Genomic DNA, 25,770 nt, shown 5'->3' with positions numbered 1-25,770 from the left:
CCATCCTCCCCGATCCGGGACCGACGTCGGTCAGATGGCCCGGTAGGGGCCCCGCGTCGTCTCCTTCGCCGGCACCGGCGCGAACACGTTGCCGGTGGTCGGCGGGACCGGGTCGCGGCCCAGGCTGAAGATCTTCAGCAGCGGGCCGACCAGCGCGTCGTAGACCGGCGGGAACAACCGGAACCCGGCGATGATCACCGGGTTGGTGAACCCCGACTGCTTCAGCCGCCGGGGGGCACCGATCCGGGCCAGCACGTGCCGGGCGACCCGCTCGGGGGTGTAGACCGGCGGCGGCGGGTGGGCGCTGGTGCCGAGCACGGTGGCCGCCTGCTCGTAGATCGGGGTCGCCACCCCGCCCGGGGCGACGGCCGAGACGTGCACGTCGGGCAGCTCGCGCAGTTCCTGCTGCAGCGTCCGGATGAGTCCGAGCTGCCCCCACTTGGCGGTGACGTAGGCGCTCATGGTGGGGGTGGTGATCGAGGCGAGCAGCGAGCTGACCACGACGAGCGAGCCGCGGCGTTGCGCGCGGAACACCGGCACCACGGCCTGGAAGAGGTGGAAGGTGCCCTGGATGGCGGTGTCCACCACCCGCTCGAAGACCTCCGGATCCATGTCCTCGATCCGGCCGTAGGCCATCACCGTGGCGGAGTGGACGACGACGTCGAGCCGGCCGAAGGTCTGTACGGCCCGGTCGACGGCGGCCTGCAGCGCGGCGCTGTCGAGGACGTCGGCCGGGCAGACGTGCACCTCGCCGGCTCCGGCCGCCCGGCACTCGGCGGCGGCCTGCTCGAGGCTCTCCCGGCTGCGGGACACCAGCACCAGCGAGGCGCCGCGCCTGGCGAACTGCACCGCCGACGCCCGGCCGATCCCGGACGAGGCGCCGGTGACGAGGACGACGTCGGCGGTCCGGTCTGCTGTCTGCTCGGTGGTCACCTGCGGCCCCGTACCCGGAGCGGGCCGAGAGCACTCGCGTTGCGCACGACCTGCTCTCCGGGGCAGCCGTCGCCCGCCGCCCGCCGCTACGGTCGGGCAGCACGCGGGCCGCCGGCGCCGGCCGCCCCCGAGCCGAGAGGACGCGCCCGTGTTCGAGAAGGTCCTGGTCGCCAACCGCGGGGAGATCGCCGTCCGTGCCTTCCGCGCCGCGTACGAGCTGGGGGCGGGGACGGTCGCGGTCTTCCCGCACGAGGACCGCAACTCGGTGCACCGACTCAAGGCCGACGAGAGCTACCAGATCGGCGAGCCGGGCCACCCGGTGCGCGCCTACCTGGACGTCGCCGAGATCGTGCGGGCGGCCCAGCGCGCCGGCGCCGACGCCGTCTACCCCGGCTACGGGTTCCTGTCGGAGAACCCGGAGCTCGCGGAGGCGTGCGCGCGGGCGGGGATCACCTTCGTCGGGCCGAGCGCCGCCGTGCTGGAGCTGACCGGGGACAAGTCGCGGGCGATCGCCGCGGCGCGGGAGGCCGGCCTGCCGGTGCTGCAGGGCACCGAGCCCGGCACGGACGTCGACGCGCTGATCGCCGCGGCCGAGCAGATCGACGGGCCGGTCTTCGTCAAGGCCGTCGCCGGCGGCGGCGGGCGGGGCATGCGCCGGGTCGACGACCGCGCCCAGCTGCGCGGCGCGATCGAGGCGGCGATGCGGGAGGCGGAGTCGGCGTTCGGCGACGCCACCGTCTTCTGCGAGCAGGCCGTCGTCGACCCGCGGCACATCGAGGTGCAGATCCTCGCCGACGGCGCCGGGAACGTGATCCACCTGTTCGAGCGGGACTGCTCGGTGCAGCGCCGGCACCAGAAGGTGGTCGAGCTGGCCCCGGCGCCGAACCTGGACCCGGCGCTGCGCGAGCGCATCTGCGCCGACGCCGTCGCGTTCGCCCGCCACATCGGCTACTCCTGCGCCGGCACCGTGGAGTTCCTGCTCGACCGCGAGGGTCGGCACGTGTTCATCGAGATGAACCCGCGGATCCAGGTCGAGCACACGGTCACCGAGGAGGTCACCGACGTCGACCTGGTGCAGAGCCAGCTGCGGATCGCCGCGGGGGAGACGCTCGCCGACCTGGGGTTGAGCCAGGAGACGGTGCAGCTGCGCGGCGCGGCGCTGCAGTGCCGGATCACTACCGAGGACCCGGCCAACGGCTTCCGCCCGGACACCGGCCGGATCACCGCCTACCGCTCGCCGGGCGGTGCCGGCGTCCGGCTGGACGGCGGCGCGTCGCTGGGCGCGGAGGTGGGCGCCCACTTCGACTCCATGCTGGTCAAGCTCACCTGCCGCGGCCGCACCTGGGACATCGCGGTGGCCCGGGCCCGCCGCGCCGTCGCCGAGTTCCGCATCCGCGGGGTGTCGACCAACATCCCCTTCCTGCAGGCGGTGCTGGACGACCCGGACTTCGCCGCGGGCCGGGTGACGACGTCGTTCATCGAGCAGCGCCCGGAGCTGCTCACCGCCCGCAGCTCCGCCGACCGCGGCACCAAGCTGCTCAGCTACCTGGCCGACGTGACCGTCAACCAGCCGCACGGGGAGCGCCCGCACCTGGTCGACCCGGCCGAGAAGCTGCCCGCCGTCGACCTCAACCTGGCCCCGCTGGACGGCTCGCGGGACCGGCTGCGCGACCTGGGTCCCGAGCGGTTCGCCGCCGACCTGCGCGCGCAGACCGCGCTGGCGGTCACCGACACCACCTTCCGCGACGCCCACCAGTCGCTGCTGGCCACCCGCGTGCGCACCAAGGACCTGGTCGCCGTCGCCGGGCACCAGGCGCGGCTGCTGCCCCAGCTGTGGTCGATCGAGGCGTGGGGCGGAGCCACCTACGACGTCGCGCTGCGCTTCCTGCACGAGGACCCGTGGGAGCGGCTGGCGGCGCTGCGCGAGGCGGTGCCCAACGTCTGCCTGCAGATGCTGCTGCGCGGCCGCAACACCGTGGGTTACACCCCCTACCCGGAGCAGGTGACCACCGCGTTCGTGGCCGAGGCCGCCCGCACCGGCATCGACGTCTTCCGGGTGTTCGACGCGCTCAACGACGTCGGGCAGATGCGCCCGGCGATCGACGCCGTCCGGGAGACCGGGACGGCGGTGGCCGAGGTGGCGCTCTGCTACACCGGCGACCTCTCCGACCCGGCCGAGCCGCTGTACACGCTGGACTACTACCTGGCCCTGGCCGAGCAGATCGTCGACGCCGGGGCGCACGTGCTGGCGATCAAGGACATGGCCGGGCTGCTCCGCCCGCCGGCCGCGGCGACCCTGGTCCGCGCGCTGCGCGAGCGGTTCGACCTGCCCGTGCACCTGCACACCCACGACACCCCCGGCGGGCAGCTGGCCACCCTGCTGGCTGCGTGGTCGGCCGGGGTCGACGCGGTCGACGGCGCCAGCGCCGCGCTGGCCGGGACGACGTCGCAGCCGGCGCTGTCGGCCATCGTCGCCGCCACCGACCACACCGACCGGGCCACCGGCCTGGACCTGACCGCGGTCAACGACCTGGAGCCCTACTGGGAGGCGGTGCGCCGGGTCTACGCGCCGTTCGAGTCCGGGCTGCCGGCGCCCACCGGGCGGGTCTACACCCACGAGATCCCCGGCGGGCAGCTGTCCAACCTGCGCCAGCAGGCGATCGCGCTGGGCCTGGGGCAGCGGTTCGAGGAGGTGGAGGCGATGTACGCCGCAGCGGACCGGCTGCTCGGCCACCTGGTGAAGGTGACCCCCAGCTCGAAGGTGGTCGGCGACCTGGCCCTCCAGCTTGTCGGCGCCGGGGTGGACGTCGCGGAGTTCGCCGCCGAGCCGGGTCGCTTCGACCTGCCCGACTCGGTGGTCGGCTTCCTCCGCGGCGAGCTGGGCGACCCGCCCGGCGGCTGGCCCGAGCCGTTCCGGTCGAAGGCGCTGGCGGGCCGCCGCGAGGCGCAGCCCCCGGCCGAGCTCTCCGACGCCGACCGCGCCGGCCTGGCGGAGGAGCCCCGGCGCACGCTGAACCGGCTGCTGTTCCCCGGCCCGACGGCGGAGTTCGAGGCGCACGCGGAGTCCTACGGCGACGTCTCGGTGCTGCCCAGCAAGGAGTTCCTCTACGGGCTGCGGTCCGGTGCCGAGCACTCGGTCGACCTCGAGCCGGGAGTCCGGCTGCTGATCGGCATCGAGGCGGTGTCCGACGCCGACGAGCGCGGGATGCGGACGGTGATGTGCTCGCTGAACGGCCAGCTGCGGCCGGTGAGCGTGCGGGACCGGTCCGTCACGTCCGAGGTGCAGCCCGCCGAGAAGGCCGACCGCGCCGACCCCGGCCAGGTCGCCGCGCCGTTCGCCGGGGTGGTCACCCTGCAGGTCGGCGAGGGCGACACGGTGGAGGCGGGGGCGCCGATCGCCACCATCGAGGCGATGAAGATGGAGGCGGCGGTCACCGCCCCGCGGGCCGGGACGGTGCGGCGGGTGGCGATCGGCGCCGTCCAGCAGGTCGAGGGCGGGGACCTGCTCGTCGTCCTCGGGTGAGCCTGGGTGCGGGACGGCATCCCACCCGTCACATCGGCACGGTAGGAAGACCGTCGTGACGTCCCCGTCCCGCACCGTCAGCCGGCCGTCCCGCACCGGCCACCTGCTCGCCCAGCTCTCCACCCCGGCCCGCCGGTTCCTGCGCACCGAGGCGTCCAGCGCGGTGCTGCTGGTCGTCGGCACCCTGCTGGCCCTGCTGTGGGCCAACTCCCCCTGGGGCGACTCCTACGAGCGGGTGTGGCACACCGAGCTCGCTCTCCAGCTGGGGTCCACCGAGGTCGCGATGGACCTGCGGCACTGGGTCAACGACGGCCTGATGGTGTTCTTCTTCTTCCTCATCGGGATGGAGGTGCGCCGGGAGCTGTCGATGGGCGAGCTGACCCAGCGCAGCCGGCTGTCCGTGCCCGCCCTCGGCGCGCTCGCCGGGCTGGTGGTGCCTGCCGGCATCTACCTGGCGATCAACGCCGGCGGCCCGGGCGCGCACGGCTGGGGCATCCCGATGGCCACCGACACCGCGTTCGTGCTCGGCGCCCTCGCCCTGGTCGGCTCCCGCGCCCCGACCCAGCTGCGGGTCTTCCTGCTCTCCCTGTCCGTCGTCGACGACATCGGCGCGCTCACCGTGATCGCGGTCTTCTACTCCGCGGACATCGACCTGGTGGCCCTCGGCATCGCGGCGCTGTGCGTCGTCGCCTTCGTGTGGCTCACCAAGCTGCAGGTGTGGCGGGGCCCGGCCTACTTCGCCGTCGGCGTGGTCATGTGGCTGGCCATGCACGCCTCCGGGGTGCACGCCACCATCGGTGGCGTCGTGCTGGGCCTGCTGGTCAGCGCCTACACCCCGCGCCGCGCCGAGGTCGAGTCCGCCGGCACGCTGGCCCGCGCCTTCCGGCAGGCCCCGGACGTCGCCCTGGCCCGGCGGGCGAAGCTCTCGGTGGAGCGGGCCATCTCGCCCAACGAGCGGATCGGCGCGCTGCTGGTGCCCTGGAGCGGCTACGTCGTCGTCCCGGTCTTCGCCCTGGCCAACGCCGGGGTGCAGTTCAGCGGCGAGGTGTTCGACCGGGCGCTCACCTCGCCGGTGACGATCGGCGTCTTCCTCGGCCTGGTGATCGGCAAGTTCGTCGGCATCGGGCTGGTCTCCACGCTGGCGGTGAGGTTCGGCATGGGCTCGCTGCCGCCCGGGGTGAACCTGCCCAGCATCTGGGGCGGCGCCGCCTTCTCCGGGCTGGGGTTCACCGTCTCGCTGTTCGTCGCCGACCTGGCCTTCGACGACCCGGTGCTCCGCGAGGAGGCGATGATCGGCGTGCTCGCCGCCGGTCTGGTCGCCGCCGTGCTGGGCGCCGTCTGGTTCTGGGTGCTGGGCCGCCGGGCGCCGGAGGTCACAGAGACCGGGCCCCGCGAGCTCGACCCGCCGGTCGACCCCGAGGTCGACCACCTGCGCGGCCGGGTCGACGCCCCGCTGACCCTGGTGGAGTACGGCGACGTCGAGTGCCCGTTCTGCGGCCGCGCCACCGGGGTGGTCGAGGAGCTGCGCCGCCGGTTCGGCGACGACCTGCGCTACGTGTTCCGCCACCTGCCGCTGCCCGACGTGCACCCGCACGCCGAGCTCGCCGCCGAGGCCACCGAGGCCGCCGGCGCCCAGGGCGCGTTCTGGGCGATGCACGACCGGCTTTACGCCCACCAGGACCAGCTGGAGGCCGACGAGCTGCTCGACCACGCCGCCGCCCTGGGCCTGGACCTCGGCCGGTTCGCCGAGGAGCTGGGCTCCGGCGTGCACGCCGCCCGGGTCCGTGCCGACGTCGTGGGCGCCGAGGTCAGCGGCGTGCAGGGCACCCCGACGTTCTTCGTCAACGGCGTCCGGCACGAGGGGCCCACGACCACCGAGTCGCTCGCCGCCGCGCTGGTCGCCTCCGACCCGCGGGGGCCCGGTCACGGCGGTCTGCTGCCGGCGGCCGAGCCGGTGGCGTCGGCGCAGCAGCTGCGGATCTTCTCCCCGCCCGCGCAGATGCCGGCGATCGACGTGCTGCCCGGCGGCTCGCTCACCGAGACCCCCGACGACGGCGCCTCCCCGCGGCTCTCCGACGGCCACATCGCGGTGCTGCGCCGGGTCGGGCGGCGGATGAGCACGGTGCGCGGCCAGGTGCTGCTGCGCTCCGGGCAGGCCGAGTTCGACTTCTTCGTCGTCCTCTCCGGCGCGGTCGCGGTGATCGAGGGGTCGCTCGACCACGGCGCCGACGGGGGCAAGCGCGTCGTGGCCGTCCACGGCCCGGGCCGGTTCCTGGGCGGGCTGAACATGCTCGCCGGGCAACGGCCGGTGCGGTCGCTGGTGGCGGCCGAGGACGGTGAGGTGATCGTGCTCAGCCTGGAGCAGCTGCGCGCCGTCCTCGCCCGCGACCGGGGGCTGGCCGACGTCGTCACCCGGTCCTTCCTGCTGCGCCGGGCGATGCTCATCGGGCAGGCGACCGGGCTGCGGGTGGTCGGCGACCGGCGCTGGCCGGCGAGCGTCGCGCTGCGCGAGCAGCTGGCCGAGGACGGCGTGCCGCACCAGTGGCTCGACCCGGCCGACGACGACGCCGCCCGCCGGCTGCTCGCCGAGGCCGGTGCGGAGGGGACGACCTCCCCGGTGGTGCTCACCCCCGACGGCCGGGTGCTGGTCGAGCCGACCCGCGACGACCTGGCCCGGTTCGCCGGCACCGCCCGCGACCTGACCACCACGTGAGGGCGGGCGCGCGGTTCTCGACCGGCCGCCCGCAACCCCGCAGTTGATCATCGGCGTCGTGCCGGGCGGCACGGCGTGTCGGGCCGTGTCGCGGGCGACACGCCGATGATCAACTCGGCAGTGGGGCCCGCGGGCGTCAGCTGCGCATGTGGGCGAGGAAGCCGGTCATCTCCGCGCGCAGCTTCTCCGCCAGCTGCGAGAGCCCCGGCGACGCCGTCCCCAGCGGGTCGGAGGCGCCCCCGTCGACGGCGGTGGTGATGCCGTCGACCAGGCCGGTCATGTCCGCCACCGTCGTCCCCACGTTGGTCATCACCTCGGAGACGTCGCCGCAGGCGGCGCGCACCGACGCCACCTGGGCGGTGACCCGCTCGGTGGCGCTCGCGGTCTGGTCGGCCAGGTCCTTGACCTCCGACGCCACGACGGCGAAGCCCTTGCCGGCCTCCCCGGCCCGGGCGGCCTCGATCGTCGCGTTGAGCGCCAGCAGCCGGGTCTGCGCGGCCACGGAGTCGATCAGCGCGATGACCTCCTTGATCTCGGTGGAGGACCGGTCGAGGGAGACCACGCTGTCCTCGGCCCGGCCGACCTCGGTGCCGGCCGACACGGCCGCCCCGGTCAGCCCGGCGGCCGAGGCGCTGAGCTCGGTCGCCGCCGTCGCCACCTGCTCGGACATCGCCAGCACCACCGACTCGAACTCGTCGGCCAGCGCCAGCCGGGCGCCCTGCGCCTCGGTCACGCGGGTGGCCGAGGCACGCATCGCCTCCCCGGCCTGGTTGAGGATCCCGGCGCTGCGGCGGTAGGCACCCGGGAGCCCCCGCTCGAGCACCCGCCGGTGGAAGCGCCCGTCGGCGGCGGAGGTCAGCGCGGCGCCCGCCTCGCGCACGAAGGTGTCGGAGACGTCGAGCAGCTGGTTGACGCCGTCCTGCAGCTCGCGCAGCTCGGGGACGTCGCGCGATCCGGCCACCGCCCGGCTGCGGGCCTCCAGGTCGCCGGTGGCCGCGGCCCGGCACACCCGGCTGAGCTCGGCCACGAAGGCCCGGTAGACCGCCAGCTCCTCCGCGTCGGTGCGTGCCCGCTCGGACCGCCTGCCCACCTCAGAACCCCCCGTCGGAGATCAGCGACCACACGAACTCGTCGTAGGACTGGCCGCGGTCGGCCAGCAGCGTGCCGAGCAGCGCCGTGGAGGCCTCGACCGCCGCCCGGCCGTTGGGCTGGGCGCGCTCGGCGGCGCGCAGCTGCTCGTAGACGCCGCTCACCGCGGCGATCGCGGGGCGGGTCGGGGCACGCCGGCTGGAGTGGTAGCCGACGATCCCGCCCCGGGTGTCGTAGCTGGGGGTCACGTTGGCCAGCACCCAGTAGTACGCGCCGTCGGCGGCCAGGTTGTTGACGTAGGCGAACACCTCCTGGCCCGCTGCGACGGTGTCCCACAGCAGCTTGAACACGGCCTTGGGCATGTCGGGGTGTCGGATCAGGTTGTGCGGCTGGCCGAGGACCTCGTCCTCCTCGTACCGCGACACCCGCAGGAACGACTCGTTGGCGTAGGTGATCACCCCGCGCGGGTCGGTCTTGGAGACGATCAGGTCATCGGGCTCAAGCACCCGCTCCTGCCCGGTCGGGCGCACCGCCCGCCGCTGGTCCCGGGCCGTCGTCCCCGCCGTCGTCACCTGTGCCGCCTCCTTGCCGTCCGAGTTCCTGCTCCAGCAGTTCTCGGCAGGCAGGGCGGCGATCGGAACAGCGGGTCAGGCAGACCAGGTGGTGTCCGGTGGGCGCCGGTAGCCGATGGTGTGCGGGACGAAGAAGGACAGGTCGTCGGTGATCAGCCCGTCGGACTCCCGGATGCCCAGCCCGGCGGCCTCGCCGTCGACCACCCAGGCGCCGAGCACCGGGTGGTGCGGGCCGTCCGGGCCGGGGAAGTCCGGCAGCGCGCACAGCTGCTGCACGATCCAGCCCTCGGCCCCGTACTGCCCGCCCTGCGCGGCCAGCACCTCACCGCCAGGGGCGACCAGCTCGACGTTGCCGCCCTCCCGGCCGAACAGCGGCTTGCGGGCGTACCCGGTCGCCTCCAGCTCGCGGGCGCGCGGGTCGTCGGCGAAGAACGCCGGCAGCAGGTACCGGGAGAGCACCGGGTCGTGCTCGTAGCGCTGCCACAGCACCGGCAGCAGCCCCTTGTTCGACCAGAGCATCTTCCAGATCGGCTCGACCCACGTCGTGCCGTCCGGATCGCGGAGGTCGGCGATCACCGAGGGGCCGTAGGCGTCGTCGAGCAGCCACTCCCAGGGGTAGAGCTTGAAGACGACGTCGAGCCGGTTGCCCTTCGGGTCGTAGAACCGGGCGTCGCCGGTGTCCAGCCCGATCTCCTCGGTGGTGAGGATGACGGCCTCGTACCCGGCCCGCTGCACGGTGTCGGCCAGGTAGGCCACGGTCATCCAGTCCTCGCCGCTGCGGTCACCGGAGGTCCAGGCCAGGTGCACCGTCGGCCTGCGGTGGTGCTGGCCCTCCCAGCGGGAGAGGTTGCGCTGCCAGGCGGCGACCAGCTTGTCGTCGAGCTGGTTCCACTGGTCGCGGCCCTGCCCGGTCTCCAGGTGCCAGGCCCACTGCACGACCGCCGCCTCGACGAGCGAGGTCGGGGTGTCGGCGTTGAACTCCAGCAGCCGGGGGGTGGCCCGGCCGTCCCACCACAGGTCGAACCGGCCGTAGACGCTGGGCGGCTCGGCCTCCCAGGTGGCCCGGACGACGTCGCGGGCGTCCCGCGGGATGCGCATCCGGTCCAGCAGCCGGTCGTCGGCCAGCGCCACGTCGCCGGCCTCCACGCAGGCGGCGAACAGCTGGTCGGTGACGTCGGCGAGGGTGTCGATCTCGGCGTCGGTGAAGTCGTAGAAGACGTCCTCCCGCCAGTAGGAGCGCGGGTCCTCGCCCGGCACGGTCGTCTTGTTGTAGACCAGCCCCTGGCTCTCGATCTCGGCCTCCCAGCCGAGCCGGGCCTTCCCGTACAGCCGCCTCACGAACCGACGCTGCCGCTGCCGACCCGGCCCGAGCCGATGCCGCCGGAGACCCGGCTGCCGGAGCTCACCCGGCCGGAACCGGGCAGGCCGGCGCGCGTCCGGGCGGAGGTGTCGGAGGGGTTCACCCGGTTGGCGGCCCCGGAGTACTGCTGCGGGATGGTCTGGCCGACCGCGTACCGGTTGCCGCCGAACCCGCCGAGCAGGAAGAAGTAGGGGAAGCCGCCGACGTAGCCGCCGTTGGTCTCGGCCTCCTCGCAGAGCTCGTCGTCGACGACCTGGTCCTGCTCGTCGACGCAGTAGACCCGCTCGGCCTCCGCGTCGTCCTCGCCGGAGGCGTACCCGCCGGTGCCGCAGGCGGACAGGAAGCCCATGGCCGCGCCGGTCAGGCTCACGGTGCCGATGGCCGCGCGCACCCGGTTGCTCCTCGACGTGCTCACCGTCTGCACTCCTCCTGCCGCGCTCTGCCGGACCCGCACATGCTGTCGGACGACGCCGCGGTCGCCGCACCCGCCCCGCGGCACATCCTCACAGCCGCGCCCCAGCGGTGGGAGGTGCCGTGCGCACGAGGGCCGCCGGACGTCTCCTCTGTACACCCCCGAGCAGGAGGAGAACCGATGACCGAGCCCGTGCGCCCCGGTGGGGACGAGCCGCTGCCCGACCCTGCGCGGCAGGAGACCCGGGAGTTCGCGGCGGCAGCCGAGCCGGCCGGGGCATGCCGCCGGCCGACGCCACCGCCTGACCGGCGGCCCCGGATGAGCGGCGGCCCCGGATGAGCGGCGGCGAGGTGGGTAGTCGCGGGCATGGACCTCGCAGCGCACCGGACCGGCTCCGGCGACCCCCTCGTCCTCGTGCACGGGCTGGGTGGCTCCTGGCGCTCCTGGGGCCCGGTGCTCCCCGGCCTGACCGCGGCGCGCGAGGTGGTGGCGGTGGACCTGCCCGGGTTCGCCGGCGACACCCCGCCGCTGCCGGACCCCACCTTCGGTTCGCTGACCGACGCGGTGGCCGACTGGCTGCGGGCCGAGGGGCTGGCCGACGCCCCGCTGGTCGGCAGCTCGCTGGGCGCCCGGATGGTGCTGGAGCTGTCCCGGCGGGGGGTCGGCGGGGACGCCGTGGCCCTCGACCCGGGCGGGTTCTGGACCGACCGGGAGGCCGCGGTCTTCCTCGCCAGCCTGCGCGCCTCCATCGCGCTGGTCCGCCGGATCCGGCCGGCCCTGCCCGCGGTGCTGGGCAACCCGGCCGGGCGGACGGCGCTGCTGGCCCAGTTCTCCGCCCACCCGTGGGCGCTGGACGCCGGCGTGGTCACCCGTGAGCTCACCGGGTACGCGCAGGCGCCGTCCTTCGACGCGGTCCTCACCGACCTGGCCCGCGGGCCCCGCCAGCAGGGCGCCCCGGCCGGGTCGCTGCCCGGTCGGCTGACCATCGGCTGGGGACGGCGGGACCGGGTGACCCTGGCCCGACAGGCGGCGCGGGTGGTCGAGGCCTTCCCCGACGCCGAGCTGCACTGGTTCGACGGCTCCGGCCACTTCCCGATGTGGGACGTGCCCGCGGAGACCGTCGACCTCGTGCTCGCCGCGACCGCCCGCCGATGAGTTCCCCGGCGCCGGCCGGTCTGACTGGTGGCGGGACCGGACGGCGGTCCCACGAACCGAGGAGCTCCCCGTGCGCACCATCTTCGTCAACCTGCCGGTCACCGACCTGGAGCGGGCCAAGGCCTTCTACGCGGCCCTCGGCTTCACCAACAACGCCCGGTTCACCGACGACACGGCCGCCGCGATGGTGATCGAGGAGAACATCCTGGTGATGCTGCTGACCCGGGAGAAGTTCGCCGGGTTCCTGGCCGGCCCGATCGGCGACCCGGCGCAGGCCACCTCGGTGCTGAACGCGATCTCCGCGGCCGACCGGGCGGAGTGCGACGACCTGCTGGCCCGGGCGCTGGCCGCCGGTGGCAAGCCCTGGATGCCCGCCCAGGACCACGGCTTCATGTACGGCACCAGCTTCGCCGACCCGGACGGCAACGTCTGGGAGGCGGCGTGGATGGACCCGGCCGCCCTGGAGGGCTGACCGAGCACGCCGAGTGGTGGCCTGTGCACGTCTGAGCCGGGAGCGTGGCGTGCGCAGGTCGACACTCGATAGACCCCACGACGACGGTGTAGGCGGCTCGGCCGCGTTGACCCGCTACATTGCCGGTGTGCCCGCCGCCCGCCCCGCCGTCGGCTCCCTGCTCACCCTCGGCGCGGCCGGGGTCTTCGCCATCAACGGCACGGTCTCCGCGCTGGCCCTGCGGGCCGGCATCCCGCCGACCCACCTGACCGCGCTGCGCTGCACCGGGGCGGCGATCACCCTGCTGGCCGGACTGGCCCTCCTCGCCCCGGCGCGGCTGCGGCTGCACCGGCGGGACGTCCCGCTCGTCGCCGTCCTCGGCGTGGTGGGGATCGCGCTGACCCAGTTCCTCTTCTACGTCGCCATCGACGGCCGGCTGCCGGTCGGCATCGCGCTGGTGTTCGAGATGACCGCGCCGGTGTTCATCGCGCTGTACGTGTGGCTGGTCCGCCGCGAGCGGGTGCGCCGCCGGCTGTGGCTGGCGCTGGCGCTCTCCCTCGGCGGCCTGGTGCTGGTCGCGGAGGTCTGGCAGGGCGGTGGGGCGCTCGACCCGGTCGGCGTGGCGGTCGCCCTCACCGCGGCGGTCTGCCTGGCCACCTACTACCTGGTGGGGGAGCGCGGCACCGTCGACCGCGACCCGATGGGGCTGACCGCCTGGAGCTTCGCCGCCGCGGCGGTGTTCTGGGCGGTCGCCGCCCCGTGGTGGCGGTTCGACGCCGGGGTCCTCGCCGAGCGGGTGCCGGTCTCCCTGGGCGAGGTCGAGGTGCCGGCCGGGCTGCTGGTGGGCTGGATCGCCGTGCTGGGGGCCGCCCTGCCCTTCTGGCTCTCCCTGGCCGCGCTGCGCCACCTGCCGCCGACCACCGCCGGGATCCTGGCGACCGCCGAGCCGGTGCTGGCCTCGATCGTGGCCTGGCTGTGGGTCGAGCAGGTGCTCACGCCCTGGCAGATCGCAGGTGGCGCCGTCGTCCTGACCGGGATCGTGCTGGCCCAGACCGCCCGGACGGCGGAGCCCGCTCCGCTGCCGGAGACCGTGCCCAGCTGACACCGGTCAGAGCGAGGACGGGTCGTCCGGGACGTCGACGGCCTGGGACCGCAGCACCTCCAGCGGCACCACCTCGAGGGCGCGGGCGTTGGTCGCGGCCAACACGACCCCGGCCGGGGCGCCCGCCTGCAGGGCCTGGTACCAGCGGACGGCGACGACGCACCAGCGGTCGCCGGGGCGCAGCCCGGGGAAGTCGTACTCGGGGCGCGGGGTGGCCAGGTCGTTGCCCAGCTGGCGCTGCATCTCCAGGAACTCGGCGGAGACCACGGCGCAGACCGTGTGGCTGCCCAGGTCGGCCGGCCCGGTGCGGCACGAGCCGTCCCGGGTGAAGCCGGTCATCGGGTCGGTGCCGCACGGCTCCAACGGACCGCCCAGCACGTTGCGGTCCTCGCCGGGGGCGCTCATGGGCCGATCATCGCGCCGCCGGAGCCGGCGCGCCGGGCGGGCCGTGCGCTTCTGAGTCGCGCCCGACCGGTCGTGCCGGGAGGCTGAGAGCGTGCGAGTTCTGGTCACCGGCGCGTCGGGGTTCGTGGGCGGCAGGCTGGCGCCTGCCCTGGAGGAGGCCGGGCACGAGGTCCGGGCGATGACCCGGCACCCGGACACCTACTCCGGCGTCGGCACGCCGGTGCCGGGGGACGTCGGCGACGAGGCGTCGCTGCGCACCGCGCTGGCCGAATGCGAGGCCGCCTACTACCTGGTGCACTCGCTGGACTCGGCGGACTTCCAGGAGAAGGACGCCGCGGCCGCCCGTGCCTTCGCCCGGGCCGCGGCCGACGCCGGCCTCCGCCGGATCGTGTACCTCGGCGGGCTCGGCAAGGACGCCGACGACCTCTCTCCCCACCTGCGCAGCCGCCGCCAGGTCGAGCGGCTGCTCGGCGAGACGGGGGTGCCGGTGACCGTGCTGCGGGCCGGGATCGTGATCGGCCACGGCGGGGTCTCCTGGGAGATGACCCGCCAGCTCGTCGCCCACCTGCCGGCGATGATCACCCCGCGCTGGGTGCACACCCGGACCCAGCCGATCGCCGTCGCCGACGTCGTCCGGTACCTGGTCGGTGTGCTGGAGGCGCCGGCGGCCGAGGGGCGGGCGTTCGACGTCGGCGGCCCCGAGGTGCTCGAGTACCTGGAGATGCTCACCCGGGTCGCGGAGATCCAGGGCCGTCGGCTGCTGGTCGTGCCGGTGCCGCTGCTGAGCCCGAAGCTCTCCTCCCGCTGGTTGTCGCTGGTCACCGACATCGACGTGCAGACCGGCCGGTCGCTGATCGGCTCGATGAGCAACGAGGTGGTGGTGCAGGACGACGCGATCCGCCGGGTGGTCCCGTTCGACCCGATGACCTACGACGAGGCGGTGCTCACCGCGCTCGGTGAACGGGCCCGCGAACGCCGGGAGGCCCGTTCGGCGAGGGCCTCGGGGCGGGTGGGATGACCCGCGACAAACGGCGGCTGGGGCAGTCGCTGTGGTCCGACGCCCGGTTGACCCGGCTGCTGGCCCGGGCGCCGTCCTGGCTGGTGGACAAGGTGCCGCGCGACCACCGGGAGTCCGACGAGGCATTCCGTCGCCGGCGTCGGGTGACGGCCGGGGTCTCGCTGGCCGGGGCCGGACTGCTCGGGGTCTCGCTGGCGCAGAAGCCGAACTCGACGTCGTTCTACGCGCTGACGCTGGGCGTGGCGGGCACCTGGGTCGCCGGGGGCATCGCCTCGGGGCCGCTGCACCTGGGCTGGGTGCAGACCCCGGAGGCCACGCTGCGCCGTCCGCTGCTCACCCCGCTCGTCGCCGGGACGGCCGCCTTCGCGTGCTTCTACGGCGCGGCGCTGGTGGCCAAGCGCATCCCGCCGCTCGACGCCGCCATCACCCGGGTGCTGCGCTACGCCCAGCAGGGCTCGCCGCCGCTGGTGCTCACCACCACGCTGGCCAACGGCGTCGCGGAGGAGGTGTTCTTCCGCGGGGCGCTGTACGCGGCGGTCGGCGCCGACCACCCGGTGCTGAAGTCCTCCGCCGTCTACACGCTGGCCACCGTCGCGACCCGCAACCCGGCCCTGGTGCTCGCCTCGGTGCCGATGGGCCTGCTGTTCGCGCTCCAGCGGCGGGTCACCGGCGGCATCCAGGCGCCGATCCTCACCCACGCCACGTGGTCGGTGCTGATGCTGCGGTTCCTGCCGCCGCTGTTCGCCGACGAGGCCTCGATCGACGACCCGCACCCGGCCCAGGGCGACTCACCGTGACGGTCCGTGCTGACGAGCGGGCCCGGAGGTGGCAGTCTCACCGTCCGTGACCGCCGTCCCGCCGCTGCCGCCCCCCTTCCGGGCCGGGCACTGAGGGTGGGGCCCCCGGACGCCGCCGAGCGCGCTCGGCGGGAGGAGGAGGTGCGCGCGGCCACCAACGCCGTGCTGCGCCGCATCGACCCGCCGCTGCCGCACGCGGCAGCCGGCCCGCTCGCCGGGGTCCGGGTCGGGCTGACCGACAACATCGACACCGCCGGGCTGCCCACCACCTGCGGCTCGGCGTACTTCGCCGACCGGGTCCCCGACGCCGACGCCGTCGTCGTCACCCGGCTGGCCGCGGCCGGCGCGCAGATGGTCGCCAAGCTGAACCTCTCGGAGTTCGCCGTCGGGCTGACCAGCCAGAACTCCGCCGCCGGCCCGGTCCGCAACCCCTGGGCGCTGGACCGGCTGCCCGGGGGCTCCAGCGGCGGCGCCGGGGCGGCGGTCGCCGCCGGCCTGGTCGATCTGGCGCTGGGCACCGACACCGGCGGCTCGGTGCGGCTGCCGGCCGCCGCCTGCGGGGTGACCGGACTGCGGCCGGGGATCTCCGTCGTGCCGGACGCCGGCACCTTCCCCGTCTGCGAGCTGGTCGACACCGTGGGACCGCTGGCCCGCACCGTCGAGCTCGTCGCCCGCGCCTTCGCCGTCCTGGCCGGACGGCCGGCGCGCGCCCTGCGCCCGGCCGTGCCCCGGCGGATCGGCGTCCCCGAGGCGTGGTTCGACGACCTGGACCCCGGCGTCGCCGAGGTGGTCGCGGCGGCCGCGGGCGTGTTCGCCGACGGCGGCGCCGAGCTGGTGCCGGTGACCGTGCCGGGGATCAGCGTCGCGCAGGACGTGCTCTACACGATCGTCTACTCCGGCATCGCCGACCTGCACCGCGAGCGGCTGGCCACCCCGGAGCTCTTCCAGCCCGACACGCTCGCCCGGCTGCGGGTGGGCGAGGGCGTCTCCGAGGGCGACCGGGCCGGGGCGCTGCAGGTGCGTGCGGAGTTCCAGCGCGGGCTGGAGGAGGTTCTGGGGCAGGTCGACGTGCTGCTCACGCCGACCCTGCCGGCCGACGTCCCGACGGCCGTCGCCGCCGAGGACGTGCTCACCCTGACCCGCCGCCTGGGCACGCTGACCGCACCGTGGTCGCTGCACGCCGGCCCCACGCTCGCGCTGCCGGTGGGCCGGCACCCCGTCTCCGGCCTGCCGGTCGGGGCGCAGCTGACCGCCGCGGTCGGTGGCGAGGACCTGCTGCTGGACGCCGGTGCCTGGTTCGAGCAGCGGACCAGCTGGCACGCCGAGCTGCCGCCCTGCCGGGCCGACTGACCCGGCGCGCGGTCGCCGGTCCCCGGATCAGGCGCCGGCCACCTCGCCGGTGGCCGCCAGGGTCCGGACGGCGGCCTCCCGGTCCGCGGCGGCGAGCAGCTGCCCCGCGGTGGTCAGCGTGATCCCGCGGTCGGCCACCCGGTGCAGCACCTCCGGCAACGCCCGGACCTCGACCTCGCGGCGCGCGGCCAGGTCTGCAGCGAAGGAGCTGCCCGGCTGGAAGGTCCCCCGGCCCAGCCCGTCGTGCAGGCAGACCACGTCCCCGGCCCGGACCGTGCCGGCGACGTGGCCGGCGACCACCTCCCGGGTGCCGACGCCGTCCGGGCCGCGGGTGCAGGACCAGATCCACACGTCGTGGCCGAGCTCCGCGCAGACCCGGAGCCCGTAGCCGGTCAGCTTGCCCCGGGCGGGGCGGAAGGCGGCCAGCGGCTGCTGGACGAGCGCCTCGACCTCCTCCTTGCCGCGGACGATCTCCTCGCGGACCTGGGCCGGCGTGATCCTGGTCTGGTCGAGGTGGCTCCAGGTGTGGTGGCCGATCTCGTGCCCGGCGGCGGCGATCTCGTGCAGCAGGTGGGGGTGGGTGACCGCGTTGCGGCCCATCACGAGGAAGGTGGCGGTGACCCCGGCCGCGGCCAGCGCCGCGAGCACCCGCGGGGTGAACTCCGGGGTCGGGCCGTCGTCGAACGTCAGCGCTGCCAGGGGCTGCTGGACCGGCAGCGACCAGACCACCCGCGGCGCGCCCCAGCGGCCGCGCTCCTCCCAGACCTCCGGGAACGCCGCGCCGACCCCCTGGCCCGAGGTGCCGTCGGCCGACCAGCGGGGTGTGCGCCGCCCCCTGCGGCCGGCGGAGGTGCTGGGCGCCAACGCCATCGTGGCCTTCGTCTTCTCCGAACTGGTCTTCCGGGCAGCCCTGGGGGACGCCGTGCAACCGGCCGTCGACCGCTGGGTCACCGGTCTGGTGGGGGCGACGCCCTCGGCCTGGTCCTACGCTGCCGCGTCGGTCGCGGTCATCTGGGCGGTGTGTGCGCTGCTGCTCCGCCGTGGGGTCGTCGTCCGGGTCTGACGCTGCCGGTGGGTGCTCCGCTCGGGCCGGTGCAGGCGGACGGATCCGGGCGCCGGCCTCCGTTGACGCCGTCCTGTGACCTGGCTAACGTCCTGTGCGAGAAGAGCACTTTCGTTCGCATGTCGAACACACGAGTGTTCCCGCTCCGGGAGAACGGACAGCCGCGATGGAACTGCACGAGATCCTCGACCCCACCGGCGCCGGCGAACAGGGCCAGGACACCGCCCTGGCGCCGCGCACCCGCACGCTGCGGGGCGCCACCCTCGGGCTGCTGGACAACGGCAAGCCCAACGGCGCGGCGCTGCTCGAGGAGTTCGCCCACCAGTTGCGCGAGCGGCACGGCGTGGGCGAGGTGCTCATGTTCACCAAGCCCTACTTCGGCACGCCGGTCGAGCCGACCCAGACCCAGCGGATCCTCGAGGAGTGCGACTTCGCGATCACCGCTATCGGTGACTAGGGCTCCTGCAGCGCGGCCAGTGTGGCCGACGGGATCCTGCTGGAGCGTGCGGGCGTGCCTGCCGTCTCCGTCTGCACCGACGCCTTCCGCATCACGGGGGCGGCCATGGCCAGCGGCTACGGCTTCCCCGGCTACGAGTACGTCTCGTTGCCCCATCCGGTGGCCAGCCTGACCGCCGAGCAGATCCGGGAACGGGTGACCGCCGCGCTCCCGCAGGTGCTGGAGATCCTGGGGGTGGAGGAGTGACCACGACGCTGGAGGCGATCGAGCACTGCTACGAGAAGGGCTGGACCGACGGGCTGCCCGTCGTCCCCTGCACCCAGGAGCAGCTCGACGCGTTCCTCGCCACGGTCGACCGCGACCCGGACGAGACGGTGCTCGCGATGCCGCAGATCAACCGGGCGATCACCGTCCGGCTCGCGGCCATCAACGCGGTGATGGCCGGCTGCCGGCCGGAGTACTTCCCGGTCGTGCTCGCCGGCTGGGACGCCCTGTGCGAGGAGGGCTACGTCCGCAAGGGCATCTGGCAGAGCACCACCGGCACCGCGCCGCTGCTGCTGGTCAACGGACCGGTGCGCGAGCAGCTCGGGCTGAACAGCAAGGGCAACGTGTTCGGCCCCGGGTTCCGGGCCAACGCGACCATCGGCCGGGCGCTGCGGCTCACCGCGCTCAACGTGCTCGGCGTCCGCCCGCACGAGCTCGACCAGGCCACCCAGGGCACTCCGGCGAAGTACACCTGCTGCATCGCCGAGAACGAGGAGGAGTCCCCCTGGGCCCCGCTGCACGTCGACGAGGGCCACGCCCCCGGTGACAGCACGGTGACGGCGATGACGATGCGCTCCACCGTGCACATCGAGGCCCGGCACACCTCGGTGCCCGAGCAGCTGCTCACCGACATCGCCGGCACCGTGTCCCGCACCGGCGCCCTGATCCACGCCGGCATCAGCGCCTGCATCGTGCTCGGCCCCGAGCACGCCCGGCTGCTGGCCGGGCACGGCTGGAGCAAGCGGGACATCTCGCAGTTCCTCTACCAGGCTTCCTTCCGCACCCGCGCCGAACTCGACGCCGTCGGCAAGGGCGCGGTCTCCCAGGTCAGCCGCTGGCGGGTGCCGACCGGCCACCCGGACGGCGAGGTCGACACCGGTCCCGACCCGGACCGCGACGGCATCCACGCCCTGGCCTCGCCGGAGTCCGTGCTCGTGGTGGTGGCCGGGGCGTCGAACGCCGGGGTCTCCGCGGTGGTGGAGACCTTCGGCCCGCGCGGCGGACGCCCGGCCGTCGCCCGGGTGCAGCCGGCCGCGCCGGCCGGCAGCTGAGGAGGGGCGATGCCCGCAGCCACCGTCGTGACCGGCGTCGAGGGGACCCGGGCCCTGGCCGGCCGCTCGCTCGGCACCAGCTCCTGGGTGGACGTCACCGCCGAACGCGTCGACCGGTTCTGCGCCGCGACCGGCACCCGGCCGCCTGACGGCCCGGCCGGGCCGACGGTGCCCGGCCTGCTGGTGCTCTCGCTGACCACCGCGGTCATGCCGGAGCTGCTGGAGTCACGCGGGTTCACCCTGGCGGTCAACTACGGCTGCGACTCGGTGCGCTTCCCCGCCGCGATGCCGGTCGACGGCCGGGTGCGCTGCACCGCCACGGTCGACGCGGTCGACGTCGTGCCGGGCGGGGTGCAGGTGGAGCTGACCCTGGTGTTCGACGCCGACGGCCAGGCAGAACCGGTCTGCGTGGCGTCCACCCTGGTCCGGCGGTACCTGTGACCGGGCCGGTGCCTGCCGGTCGGGACGACGTCGCCTCCCGGCTCGAGGCGGTGGCCGACGCGATCAGCGCGCTGGACCCGGGGCGGGTGGCCGTGTTCGTCGGCGAGCGGGCGGTCACCTGGGCCGGGTTCGACGAGCAGGCGGCCCGGTTGGCCGGCCACCTGGCCGCGGCCGGGGTCGGCCCCGGCGCCCGGGTCGGCATCGGGCTGCACAACTCCCCGGAGTACCTGATCGGGGTGTTCGCCGCCCTCAAGCTGCGCGCGGTGCCGGTCAACGTCAACTACCGGTACCGCGCCGCGGAGTTGGCCCAGGTCCTCGAGTACGTCGCCGCCGAGGCAGTGCTGGTGGACGACGACCTGGCCGTGCCGCTGGCCGAGGTGGCCGCCCGGCTGCCCGCCCTCCGCACCGTGGTGTGGTGCGGCGCCGGTTCCCCGGCCGACGGCGCCGTCGCGTGGGAGCAGGTGCAGCGCGCGGCCCCGCTGCCCCGCGGCGAGCGCTCGCCGGACGACCAGGTCTGGCTGCTCACCGGTGGCACGACCGGGGCGCCGAAGGCCGTCGTCTGGGACTCCGCCGGGGTCTGCGCCGTCGTCGCGTCGGCGTACAAGCGGGCCGGCGTCCCGGTGCCGCAGGACCGGGCCGAGGCCGTGGCGGCCGCGGTGGCGGCGGTGCGGGAGGGCACCGCACCGGTCGTGCTCCCCGGGTCGCCGCTGATGCACGGCACCGGCTTCTTCGCCGCCCTGGGCAACCTGCTGCGCGGCGGATGCGTCGTCACCCTCACCGCTCCCTCGCTCGACCCGGCGGAGCTGTGGAGCGCCGTCCAGCGGCACGGGGTGGAGGAGCTGGCGATCGTCGGCGACGCCTTCGCCGTACCGCTGCTCGCCGAGCTCGACCGGGCTGCCGCTGCCGGCCGGCCCTACGACCTGGGCACCCTGCGCCGGGTGATCAGCTCCGGGGTGCGCTGGAGCCCGGAGGTCAAGCGCCGGCTGCTGGCGGCCGGCCGGATGACCCTGCAGGACACCATCGCCGCCACCGAGGGCGGCCCCTTCGGCATCGCGCTGGCCGGCCCCGACCCGGAGTCGGTCACCACCCGGTTCGCGCTGCCGGAGAACGCCCGGGTGATCAGGCCCGACGGCCGCGACGTGGTGCCGGGCTCGGGCGAGGTCGGCGAGCTCGCCGCCTGCGGTGCCCTGCCGCTGGGCTACCTGGACGCCCCGGAGCTGACCGCATCGGTGTTCCGCGTCATCGACGGCGTCCGGTACGTGGTGCCCGGGGACGCCGCGACGGTCGAGGCCGACGGCACCCTCACCCTGCTGGGCCGCGGCTCCGGGGTGATCAACACCGGCGGCGAAAAGGTCTTCGCCGAGGAGGTGGAGGCGGCTCTGCTGGCCCACCCGCTGGTGCGCGACGCCGTCGTCCTCGGGGTGCCCGACGACCGGTGGGGCAGCCGGGTCACCGCGCTCGTCGTCGCCGATCCGACGGGCGAGGAGACGGCGCGGACGCTCGCCGACCACGTCGGCAGCGTGCTGGCCGGGTACAAGCGGCCCCGGTCGGTGCTCTTCGTCGAGACGGTACAGCGCACGCCGTCCGGGAAGGTCGACCGCTCCTGGGCCTCGCAGACCGCACGGCGGCTGACCGGCGGGGCCTCCGCCGGGCCGCGACCAGCTCAGATCGAGGAGGCACGCCGGTGAGCACGTCGGACGAGCGCGGGGCGGACACGATCGGGGAGCCCGCCCGCCGCACCCCGGTCCTCGGCGAGTTCGACGTCGTCGTCATCGGCGGCGGGCCGGCCGGGCTGATGGCCGCCGCCGCGGCCGCCCGCGCCGGCCGTTCCACCCTGCTGCTGGAGCGCTACGGCTTCCTCGGTGGCGCCGGCACGGCGGGCGGGCTGAGCACCTTCTGCGGCCTGCACGCCAAGGTGCACGGCGAGCACCGGCGCGTCGTCCACGGGCTGGCCGACGAGCTGCTCGAACGGCTGGCGAAGATGGACGGGCTCTCCGAGCCGCACCTGACCATCAACGACGGCATCCTGGCGCAGGCGTTCGACATCTCCAGCTACAAGATCGCCGCCGACGAGCTGGTCGTCGGCTCCGGGGCCCGGATCCTGTTCCACGCGATGGCCGTCGGGGTCGTCATGCGCGACGCGGACACCGTCGAGGCCGTCCTGGTCGAGTCCAAGTCCGGCCGGCACGCCGTGCGGGGCCGGGTGTTCGTCGACGCCTCCGGCGACGCCGACGTGTCGGCCTGGGCCGGCGTGCCCTTCGAGAAGTCGCCCGGGCTGCTCTACCCCTCGCTGATGTTCCGGATCAACGGTGTCGACGCCGCGGCGGCGGGGGAGAAGCCGTGGCGCACCGTCGAGCGCCTGATGGACGCCGCCGAGCAGGCCGGCACCCACCGCTTCCCCCGCAAGAAGCCGATCGTCCGCCCGCAGCGCAACCCGCTGGAGTGGCGGGCCAACCTGACCCAGCTGAGCAACCCCGACGGCAGCGCGGTCGACGGCACCGACGTCGAGCAGCTCAGCCACGGAGAGCTGCAGGGCCGGCAGCAGGTGCTCGACGCCTTCACCTTCATCAGGGACAACACCCCGGGCTTCACCGACTCCTACATCGTCGACATCGCCCCGCAGATCGGGATCCGGGAGACACGGCGGGTGCTGGGGAAGCACCTGCTGACCGAGGACGACGTGCTCGACTGCGCCGACTTCCCCGACTCGATCGGGGTGAACGGCTGGCCGGTCGAGGCGCACGTGGCCGGCACGGTCGAGTTCCGCTGGCACCGCGGCGAGGACCCCCGCGGGTACAACCAGCTCCCCTACCGGATGCTCGTGCCGCAGCGGGTGGACAACCTGCTCGTCGCCGGGCGGTGCGCCTCGATGACCCGGTTCGGGCAGTCCTCCGCGCGGGTCACCGGGCCGTGCTTCGCGATGGGCCAGGCCGCCGGCACCGCTGCCGGCCTAGCCCTCGGCGCCGGGGTCGCCGTCGGGGACGTCGCGGTCGACCAGCTCCAGCGGCAGCTGGTCCGGGACGGCGCCTTCCTGGGCGGGGAGCCGGCGTGACCGGGCTGCGCAGCGACTTCGAGCCGGGCACCACGCGGTGGGCGATGCGGCTGGCCCAGTGGACCGCGCTGGGCATCCCCGCCGAGGACATGGCCAAGCCCAAGATCGCGATCGTCAACAGCTCCTCCGGGCTGGCCAGCTGCTTCAGCCACCTCGACGGCATCGTCGGGCCGCTGAAGGAGGCGATCCGGGCGGCCGGGGGCGTGCCCTTCGAGGTCCGCACCGCCGCGTCCAGCGACGCGATCACCAGCGCCGGGGCCGCCGGGCAGTACATCCTCCCCACCCGCGACCTGATCGCCAGCGACATCGAGGTGGCGGTCGAGGGGGCCCTGCTCGACGGCATGGTCACCCTCGCCTCCTGCGACAAGACCACCCCCGGGCAGCTGATGGCGGCCGGCCGGCTGGACGTCCCGACGATCGTCGTGGCCTGCGGCTACCAGCCCAGCGGGCTGTTCCGCGGCGAGCACGTCGACTTCGAGGACGTCTTCCTCTACGCCGGGCACGTGGCCACCGGGCGGATGACGGTCGAGGACCTCGCGGAGATGGCCGGCAACGCCGTCACCGGGCCGGGCGTCTGCGCCGGGATGGGCACTGCCAACTCGATGCACATCGCCACCGAGGCGCTGGGCATGGCGCTGCCCGGCAGCACCCCGGTGCTGGCCAACAGCCCGCGGATGTGGGACACGGTGGCCGCCGCCGGCGCGCGGATCGTGGCGATGGTCACCGAGGACCTGCGGCCGCGCACCATCCTGACCCCGGGCGCCTTCCGCAACGCGGTGGCCGCCGTGCTCGCGGTGAGCGGGTCGGTGAACTGCGTCAAGCACCTGCAGGCCGTCGCGGTGGAGGCTGGCTGCGACGTCGACGTGATCGCCCTGTTCGAGGAGCTCGCCGGGCAGGTGCCGCTGCTGTCGGCGGTCAAGCCCAACGGCGACCGGCGGATCGACGAGTTCGAGGCGGCCGGCGGGGCCCAGGCGCTGCTGCACCAGCTGCGGCCCTTCCTCGACCTGGACCAGCGCACCGTGACCGGCGCGACGCTGGGGGAGGTGCTCGGCGGCGCCGCGGAGCCCGACTCCGACGTCATCCGCCCGGTCGACGACCCGCTGGCCCGCCACCCCGGGGTCATGATCGTCCGCGGGTCGCTCGCGCCGGACGGCGCGGTGGTCAAGCGGACCGTGGCCGACGACGGGATCAAGGTGTTCCGCGGCCCGGCGCGGGTGTTCCGCTCCCGCGAGGAGGGGATCGCCGCCATCCGGGGCGGCGAGGTGCACGCCGGAGAGGTGCTCGTGCTCAGCGGGCTCGGGCTGCGCGGCTCGCCCGGGATGGCCTTCACCTCGGCGTTCGTCTTCGCCCTGGACGGCGCCGGGCTCGGGAACGAGGTGGTCGTGGTCACCGACGGGCAGATGTCCGGGCTGGTCAACAAGGGGCTGGTGGTCGCCGAGGTGGCTCCGGAGGGCGCGCTCGGCGGGCCGCTGGGGCTGGTCGAGGACGGCGACGTGATCAGCGTCGACGTCGAGGCCCGCACCGTCGACCTCGAGGTGCCGCCCGAGGAGCTGGCGGCCCGGCGCGAGCGGTGGGCGCCGGCCGCCGTGCCCACAGGCTGCAGCTGGCTGTCGGTGTACGCCCGCTCGGTGCAGCCGGTCAGCCGGGGTGCGACGCTGGGGACCTGAGCCGGGGCCTGTGCCGGGCCGCGGGCTCAGAGCAGCGGGTGGCCCGCCGTCCGGACCCCGGCCAGCTGCATGTCCCGCTCCAGCTGCTGCACCGCATCGGTCAGCAGGGGGAGGGCGACCGCCGCCAGCTGCTCGGGGGTGTGCCGGCTGGAGTGCGCCCCGATGTTGATCGAGGCCACCACGTCGCCGGTCGCGCCGTGCACCGGCATGGCCAACGAGGTGACGCCCTCCTCCAGCTCCTGGTCCAGCAGCGCCCAGCCCTGTTCGCGGGTGGCCAGGACCCGCTCCCGCAGCACCACCGGGTCGGTGATCGTCCGGGCGGTGCGGGGGGTCAGCTCGGTGCCGGCCAGGTAGGTGTCCAGCTGGTCGTCGGGGAGGCTGGCGAGCAGCACCCGGCCGTGCGACGTGGCGTAGGCGGGCAGCCGGCTGCCCACGGTGATGCCGCTGGCCATCACCCGGCGGCCGCCCACCCGGGCGACGTAGACGACGTCGGGCCCGTCGAGCACCGCCATGCTGGTGGTCTCCTGGATCCCTCGGGAGAGCTCGCTCAGGTAGGGCATCGCCAGCTCGGGCAGCCGCAGCATGGACAGGTAGGTGAACCCGAGCTCCAGCACCCGGGGGCGCAGCCGGAAGCGGCGGTCGTCGACGGCCACGTAGTCCAGGTCGACCAGGGTGAGCAGGAACCGCCGCGCGGCGGCGCGGGTCATCCCGGTGCGGCGGGCGATGTCGCTGAGGGTCAGCTCCGGCTCGTCGGCGGAGAACGCCTTGATGACGGAGAAGCCGCGCTCCAGCGACTGCACGAACCAGTCGCCCCGCGGGGCCTCCGGGGCGACCTGGTCCACGGCGCCGTCCGCCGTGTCCTCCGCTGCGCCGTCCATCCCGATCCCGTCCCCG

General features: G+C 75.0%; 23 protein-coding genes and 1 pseudogene. 16 read left to right on the top strand and 8 right to left on the bottom strand.

The genetic code is table 11. The annotated features are described in order from the left end of the window. Nucleotides 1-30: 30 nt before the first annotated feature. Nucleotides 31-933: an SDR family NAD(P)-dependent oxidoreductase gene (locus ACI79A_RS03730; RefSeq protein ID WP_457080065.1), complete on the bottom strand. Its 903-nt coding sequence runs from the start codon at nucleotides 931-933 to the stop codon at nucleotides 31-33. A 148-nt stretch (nucleotides 934-1,081) separates the two neighbouring features. Between ACI79A_RS03730 and ACI79A_RS03725 the strand changes: the two genes are divergently transcribed. Both ACI79A_RS03725 and nhaA read left to right on the top strand, forming a co-directional pair. Next, the gene (locus ACI79A_RS03725; RefSeq protein WP_457080063.1) at nucleotides 1,082-4,456 is read left to right on the top strand and encodes a pyruvate carboxylase; all 3,375 of its coding nucleotides are present in this window, start codon (nucleotides 1,082-1,084) and stop codon (nucleotides 4,454-4,456) included. A 55-nt stretch (nucleotides 4,457-4,511) separates the two neighbouring features. Further along, on the top strand, nucleotides 4,512-7,169 hold the full coding sequence (gene nhaA, locus ACI79A_RS03720) for a Na+/H+ antiporter NhaA (protein ID WP_457080061.1): 2,658 nt from the start codon (nucleotides 4,512-4,514) through the stop codon (nucleotides 7,167-7,169). Between the two features lie 136 nt (nucleotides 7,170-7,305). On the opposite strand, the gene ACI79A_RS03715 is transcribed toward nhaA, so the two are convergent. The 4 genes from ACI79A_RS03715 to ACI79A_RS03700 all read right to left on the bottom strand — a co-directional run bounded on the left by ACI79A_RS03715 (nucleotide 7,306) and on the right by ACI79A_RS03700 (nucleotide 10,605). Further along, on the bottom strand, nucleotides 7,306-8,259 hold the full coding sequence (locus ACI79A_RS03715) for a methyl-accepting chemotaxis protein (protein WP_457080059.1): 954 nt from the start codon (nucleotides 8,257-8,259) through the stop codon (nucleotides 7,306-7,308). Between the two features lies 1 nt (nucleotide 8,260). Continuing rightward, complete coding sequence (locus ACI79A_RS03710) at nucleotides 8,261-8,830, bottom strand: PAS domain-containing protein (protein WP_457080057.1); 570 nt, start codon at nucleotides 8,828-8,830, stop codon at nucleotides 8,261-8,263. A gap of 75 nt (nucleotides 8,831-8,905) precedes the next feature. After that, nucleotides 8,906-10,168 (bottom strand): glutathionylspermidine synthase family protein, encoded by a 1,263-nt coding sequence (locus tag ACI79A_RS03705; RefSeq protein ID WP_457080055.1) that lies wholly within the window; start codon nucleotides 10,166-10,168, stop codon nucleotides 8,906-8,908. Continuing rightward, the gene (locus tag ACI79A_RS03700) at nucleotides 10,165-10,605 is read right to left on the bottom strand and encodes a hypothetical protein (protein ID WP_457080053.1); all 441 of its coding nucleotides are present in this window, start codon (nucleotides 10,603-10,605) and stop codon (nucleotides 10,165-10,167) included. Before ACI79A_RS03700 ends, ACI79A_RS03705 begins: the two co-directional genes overlap by 4 nt. Nucleotides 10,606-10,782: 177 nt before the next feature. Between ACI79A_RS03700 and ACI79A_RS03695 the strand changes: the two genes are divergently transcribed. The 4 genes from ACI79A_RS03695 to ACI79A_RS03680 all read left to right on the top strand — a co-directional run bounded on the left by ACI79A_RS03695 (nucleotide 10,783) and on the right by ACI79A_RS03680 (nucleotide 13,310). After that, a complete protein-coding gene (locus ACI79A_RS03695) occupies nucleotides 10,783-10,941 on the top strand; it encodes a hypothetical protein (RefSeq protein WP_457080051.1) in 159 nt (52 codons plus the stop codon). Between the two features lie 27 nt (nucleotides 10,942-10,968). Then, on the top strand, nucleotides 10,969-11,757 hold the full coding sequence (locus ACI79A_RS03690) for an alpha/beta fold hydrolase (RefSeq protein ID WP_457080049.1): 789 nt from the start codon (nucleotides 10,969-10,971) through the stop codon (nucleotides 11,755-11,757). Between the two features lie 70 nt (nucleotides 11,758-11,827). Continuing rightward, nucleotides 11,828-12,229, top strand: coding sequence for a VOC family protein (locus ACI79A_RS03685; protein WP_457080047.1), 402 nt, complete (start codon nucleotides 11,828-11,830; stop codon nucleotides 12,227-12,229). A gap of 127 nt (nucleotides 12,230-12,356) precedes the next feature. Next, a complete protein-coding gene (locus ACI79A_RS03680; RefSeq protein ID WP_457080045.1) occupies nucleotides 12,357-13,310 on the top strand; it encodes an EamA family transporter in 954 nt (317 codons plus the stop codon). 6 nt (nucleotides 13,311-13,316) lie between these two features. On the opposite strand, the gene ACI79A_RS03675 is transcribed toward ACI79A_RS03680, so the two are convergent. Continuing rightward, nucleotides 13,317-13,715, bottom strand: a complete 399-nt coding sequence (locus ACI79A_RS03675) for a DUF2237 family protein (RefSeq protein ID WP_457080043.1) — start codon at nucleotides 13,713-13,715, stop codon at nucleotides 13,317-13,319. Nucleotides 13,716-13,806: 91 nt separating this feature from the next. Here ACI79A_RS03675 and ACI79A_RS03670 point away from each other — a divergent pair, with 91 nt between their 5' ends. The 3 genes from ACI79A_RS03670 (at nucleotide 13,807) to ACI79A_RS03660 (ending at nucleotide 16,880) form a co-directional block, all read left to right on the top strand. Continuing rightward, entirely contained in the window at nucleotides 13,807-14,733 is a 927-nt protein-coding gene (locus tag ACI79A_RS03670; protein WP_457080041.1) for an NAD(P)H-binding protein, read from the top strand. Beyond that, entirely contained in the window at nucleotides 14,730-15,530 is an 801-nt protein-coding gene (locus ACI79A_RS03665) for a CPBP family intramembrane glutamic endopeptidase (protein ID WP_457080039.1), read from the top strand. Before ACI79A_RS03670 ends, ACI79A_RS03665 begins: the two co-directional genes overlap by 4 nt. A gap of 96 nt (nucleotides 15,531-15,626) precedes the next feature. Beyond that, nucleotides 15,627-16,880, top strand: coding sequence for an amidase (locus ACI79A_RS03660; RefSeq protein WP_457080037.1), 1,254 nt, complete (start codon nucleotides 15,627-15,629; stop codon nucleotides 16,878-16,880). A 27-nt stretch (nucleotides 16,881-16,907) separates the two neighbouring features. Here ACI79A_RS03660 and ACI79A_RS03655 read toward each other — a convergent pair whose 3' ends face one another. Next, nucleotides 16,908-17,750 carry a polysaccharide deacetylase family protein gene (locus ACI79A_RS03655; protein WP_457080035.1) on the bottom strand — a complete coding sequence of 281 codons (843 nt, stop codon included), beginning with the start codon at nucleotides 17,748-17,750 and terminating at the stop codon, nucleotides 16,908-16,910. On the opposite strand from ACI79A_RS03655, the gene ACI79A_RS03650 reads away from it, so the two are divergent. The 7 genes and pseudogenes from ACI79A_RS03650 (at nucleotide 17,731) to ilvD (ending at nucleotide 24,876) form a co-directional block, all read left to right on the top strand. Then, nucleotides 17,731-17,943, top strand: coding sequence for a hypothetical protein (locus ACI79A_RS03650; RefSeq protein WP_457080033.1), 213 nt, complete (start codon nucleotides 17,731-17,733; stop codon nucleotides 17,941-17,943). The genes ACI79A_RS03655 and ACI79A_RS03650 overlap by 20 nt on opposite strands. Before the next feature lie 166 nt (nucleotides 17,944-18,109). Further along, a pseudogene (locus ACI79A_RS03645) lies at nucleotides 18,110-18,646 on the top strand (UGSC family (seleno)protein). Next, nucleotides 18,643-19,716: a hypothetical protein gene (locus ACI79A_RS03640; protein WP_457080031.1), complete on the top strand. Its 1,074-nt coding sequence runs from the start codon at nucleotides 18,643-18,645 to the stop codon at nucleotides 19,714-19,716. The pseudogene ACI79A_RS03645 and the gene ACI79A_RS03640 overlap by 4 nt, the downstream one beginning before the upstream one ends. Nucleotides 19,717-19,725: 9 nt before the next feature. Then, entirely contained in the window at nucleotides 19,726-20,157 is a 432-nt protein-coding gene (locus ACI79A_RS03635; protein WP_457080029.1) for a dehydratase, read from the top strand. 8 nt (nucleotides 20,158-20,165) lie between these two features. Then, the gene (locus ACI79A_RS03630) at nucleotides 20,166-21,845 is read left to right on the top strand and encodes an AMP-binding protein (protein ID WP_457080027.1); all 1,680 of its coding nucleotides are present in this window, start codon (nucleotides 20,166-20,168) and stop codon (nucleotides 21,843-21,845) included. Further along, entirely contained in the window at nucleotides 21,842-23,209 is a 1,368-nt protein-coding gene (locus ACI79A_RS03625; RefSeq protein ID WP_457080025.1) for an FAD-dependent oxidoreductase, read from the top strand. The genes ACI79A_RS03630 and ACI79A_RS03625 overlap by 4 nt, the downstream gene beginning before the upstream one ends. Continuing rightward, the gene (gene ilvD / locus ACI79A_RS03620; RefSeq protein ID WP_457080023.1) at nucleotides 23,206-24,876 is read left to right on the top strand and encodes a dihydroxy-acid dehydratase; all 1,671 of its coding nucleotides are present in this window, start codon (nucleotides 23,206-23,208) and stop codon (nucleotides 24,874-24,876) included. Before ACI79A_RS03625 ends, ilvD begins: the two co-directional genes overlap by 4 nt. A 26-nt stretch (nucleotides 24,877-24,902) precedes the next feature. Here the strand turns inward: ilvD and ACI79A_RS03615 are convergent, their stop codons facing one another. Beyond that, nucleotides 24,903-25,754 carry an IclR family transcriptional regulator domain-containing protein gene (locus ACI79A_RS03615; protein ID WP_457080021.1) on the bottom strand — a complete coding sequence of 284 codons (852 nt, stop codon included), beginning with the start codon at nucleotides 25,752-25,754 and terminating at the stop codon, nucleotides 24,903-24,905. Between the last annotated feature and the right edge of the window lie 16 nt (nucleotides 25,755-25,770).

It is taken from the genome of Modestobacter sp. SYSU DS0657, assembly GCF_054050925.1.
The sequence above is the reverse complement of the archived record's forward strand: the minus strand, read 5'-3'. Positions and strand labels throughout refer to the sequence as shown.

Coding starts and splice junctions, on each gene's coding strand:
- ACI79A_RS03695 (WP_457080051.1), top strand. CDS start 10,783: ATGACCGAGCCCGTGCGCCCCGGTGGGGACGAGCCGCTGCCCGACCCT.
- ACI79A_RS03690 (WP_457080049.1), top strand. CDS start 10,969: ATGGACCTCGCAGCGCACCGGACCGGCTCCGGCGACCCCCTCGTCCTC.
- ACI79A_RS03675 (WP_457080043.1), bottom strand. CDS start 13,715: ATGAGCGCCCCCGGCGAGGACCGCAACGTGCTGGGCGGTCCGTTGGAG.
- ACI79A_RS03665 (WP_457080039.1), top strand. CDS start 14,730: ATGACCCGCGACAAACGGCGGCTGGGGCAGTCGCTGTGGTCCGACGCC.
- ACI79A_RS03655 (WP_457080035.1), bottom strand. CDS start 17,750: ATGGCGTTGGCGCCCAGCACCTCCGCCGGCCGCAGGGGGCGGCGCACA.
- ACI79A_RS03635 (WP_457080029.1), top strand. CDS start 19,726: ATGCCCGCAGCCACCGTCGTGACCGGCGTCGAGGGGACCCGGGCCCTG.
- ACI79A_RS03615 (WP_457080021.1), bottom strand. CDS start 25,754: ATGGACGGCGCAGCGGAGGACACGGCGGACGGCGCCGTGGACCAGGTC.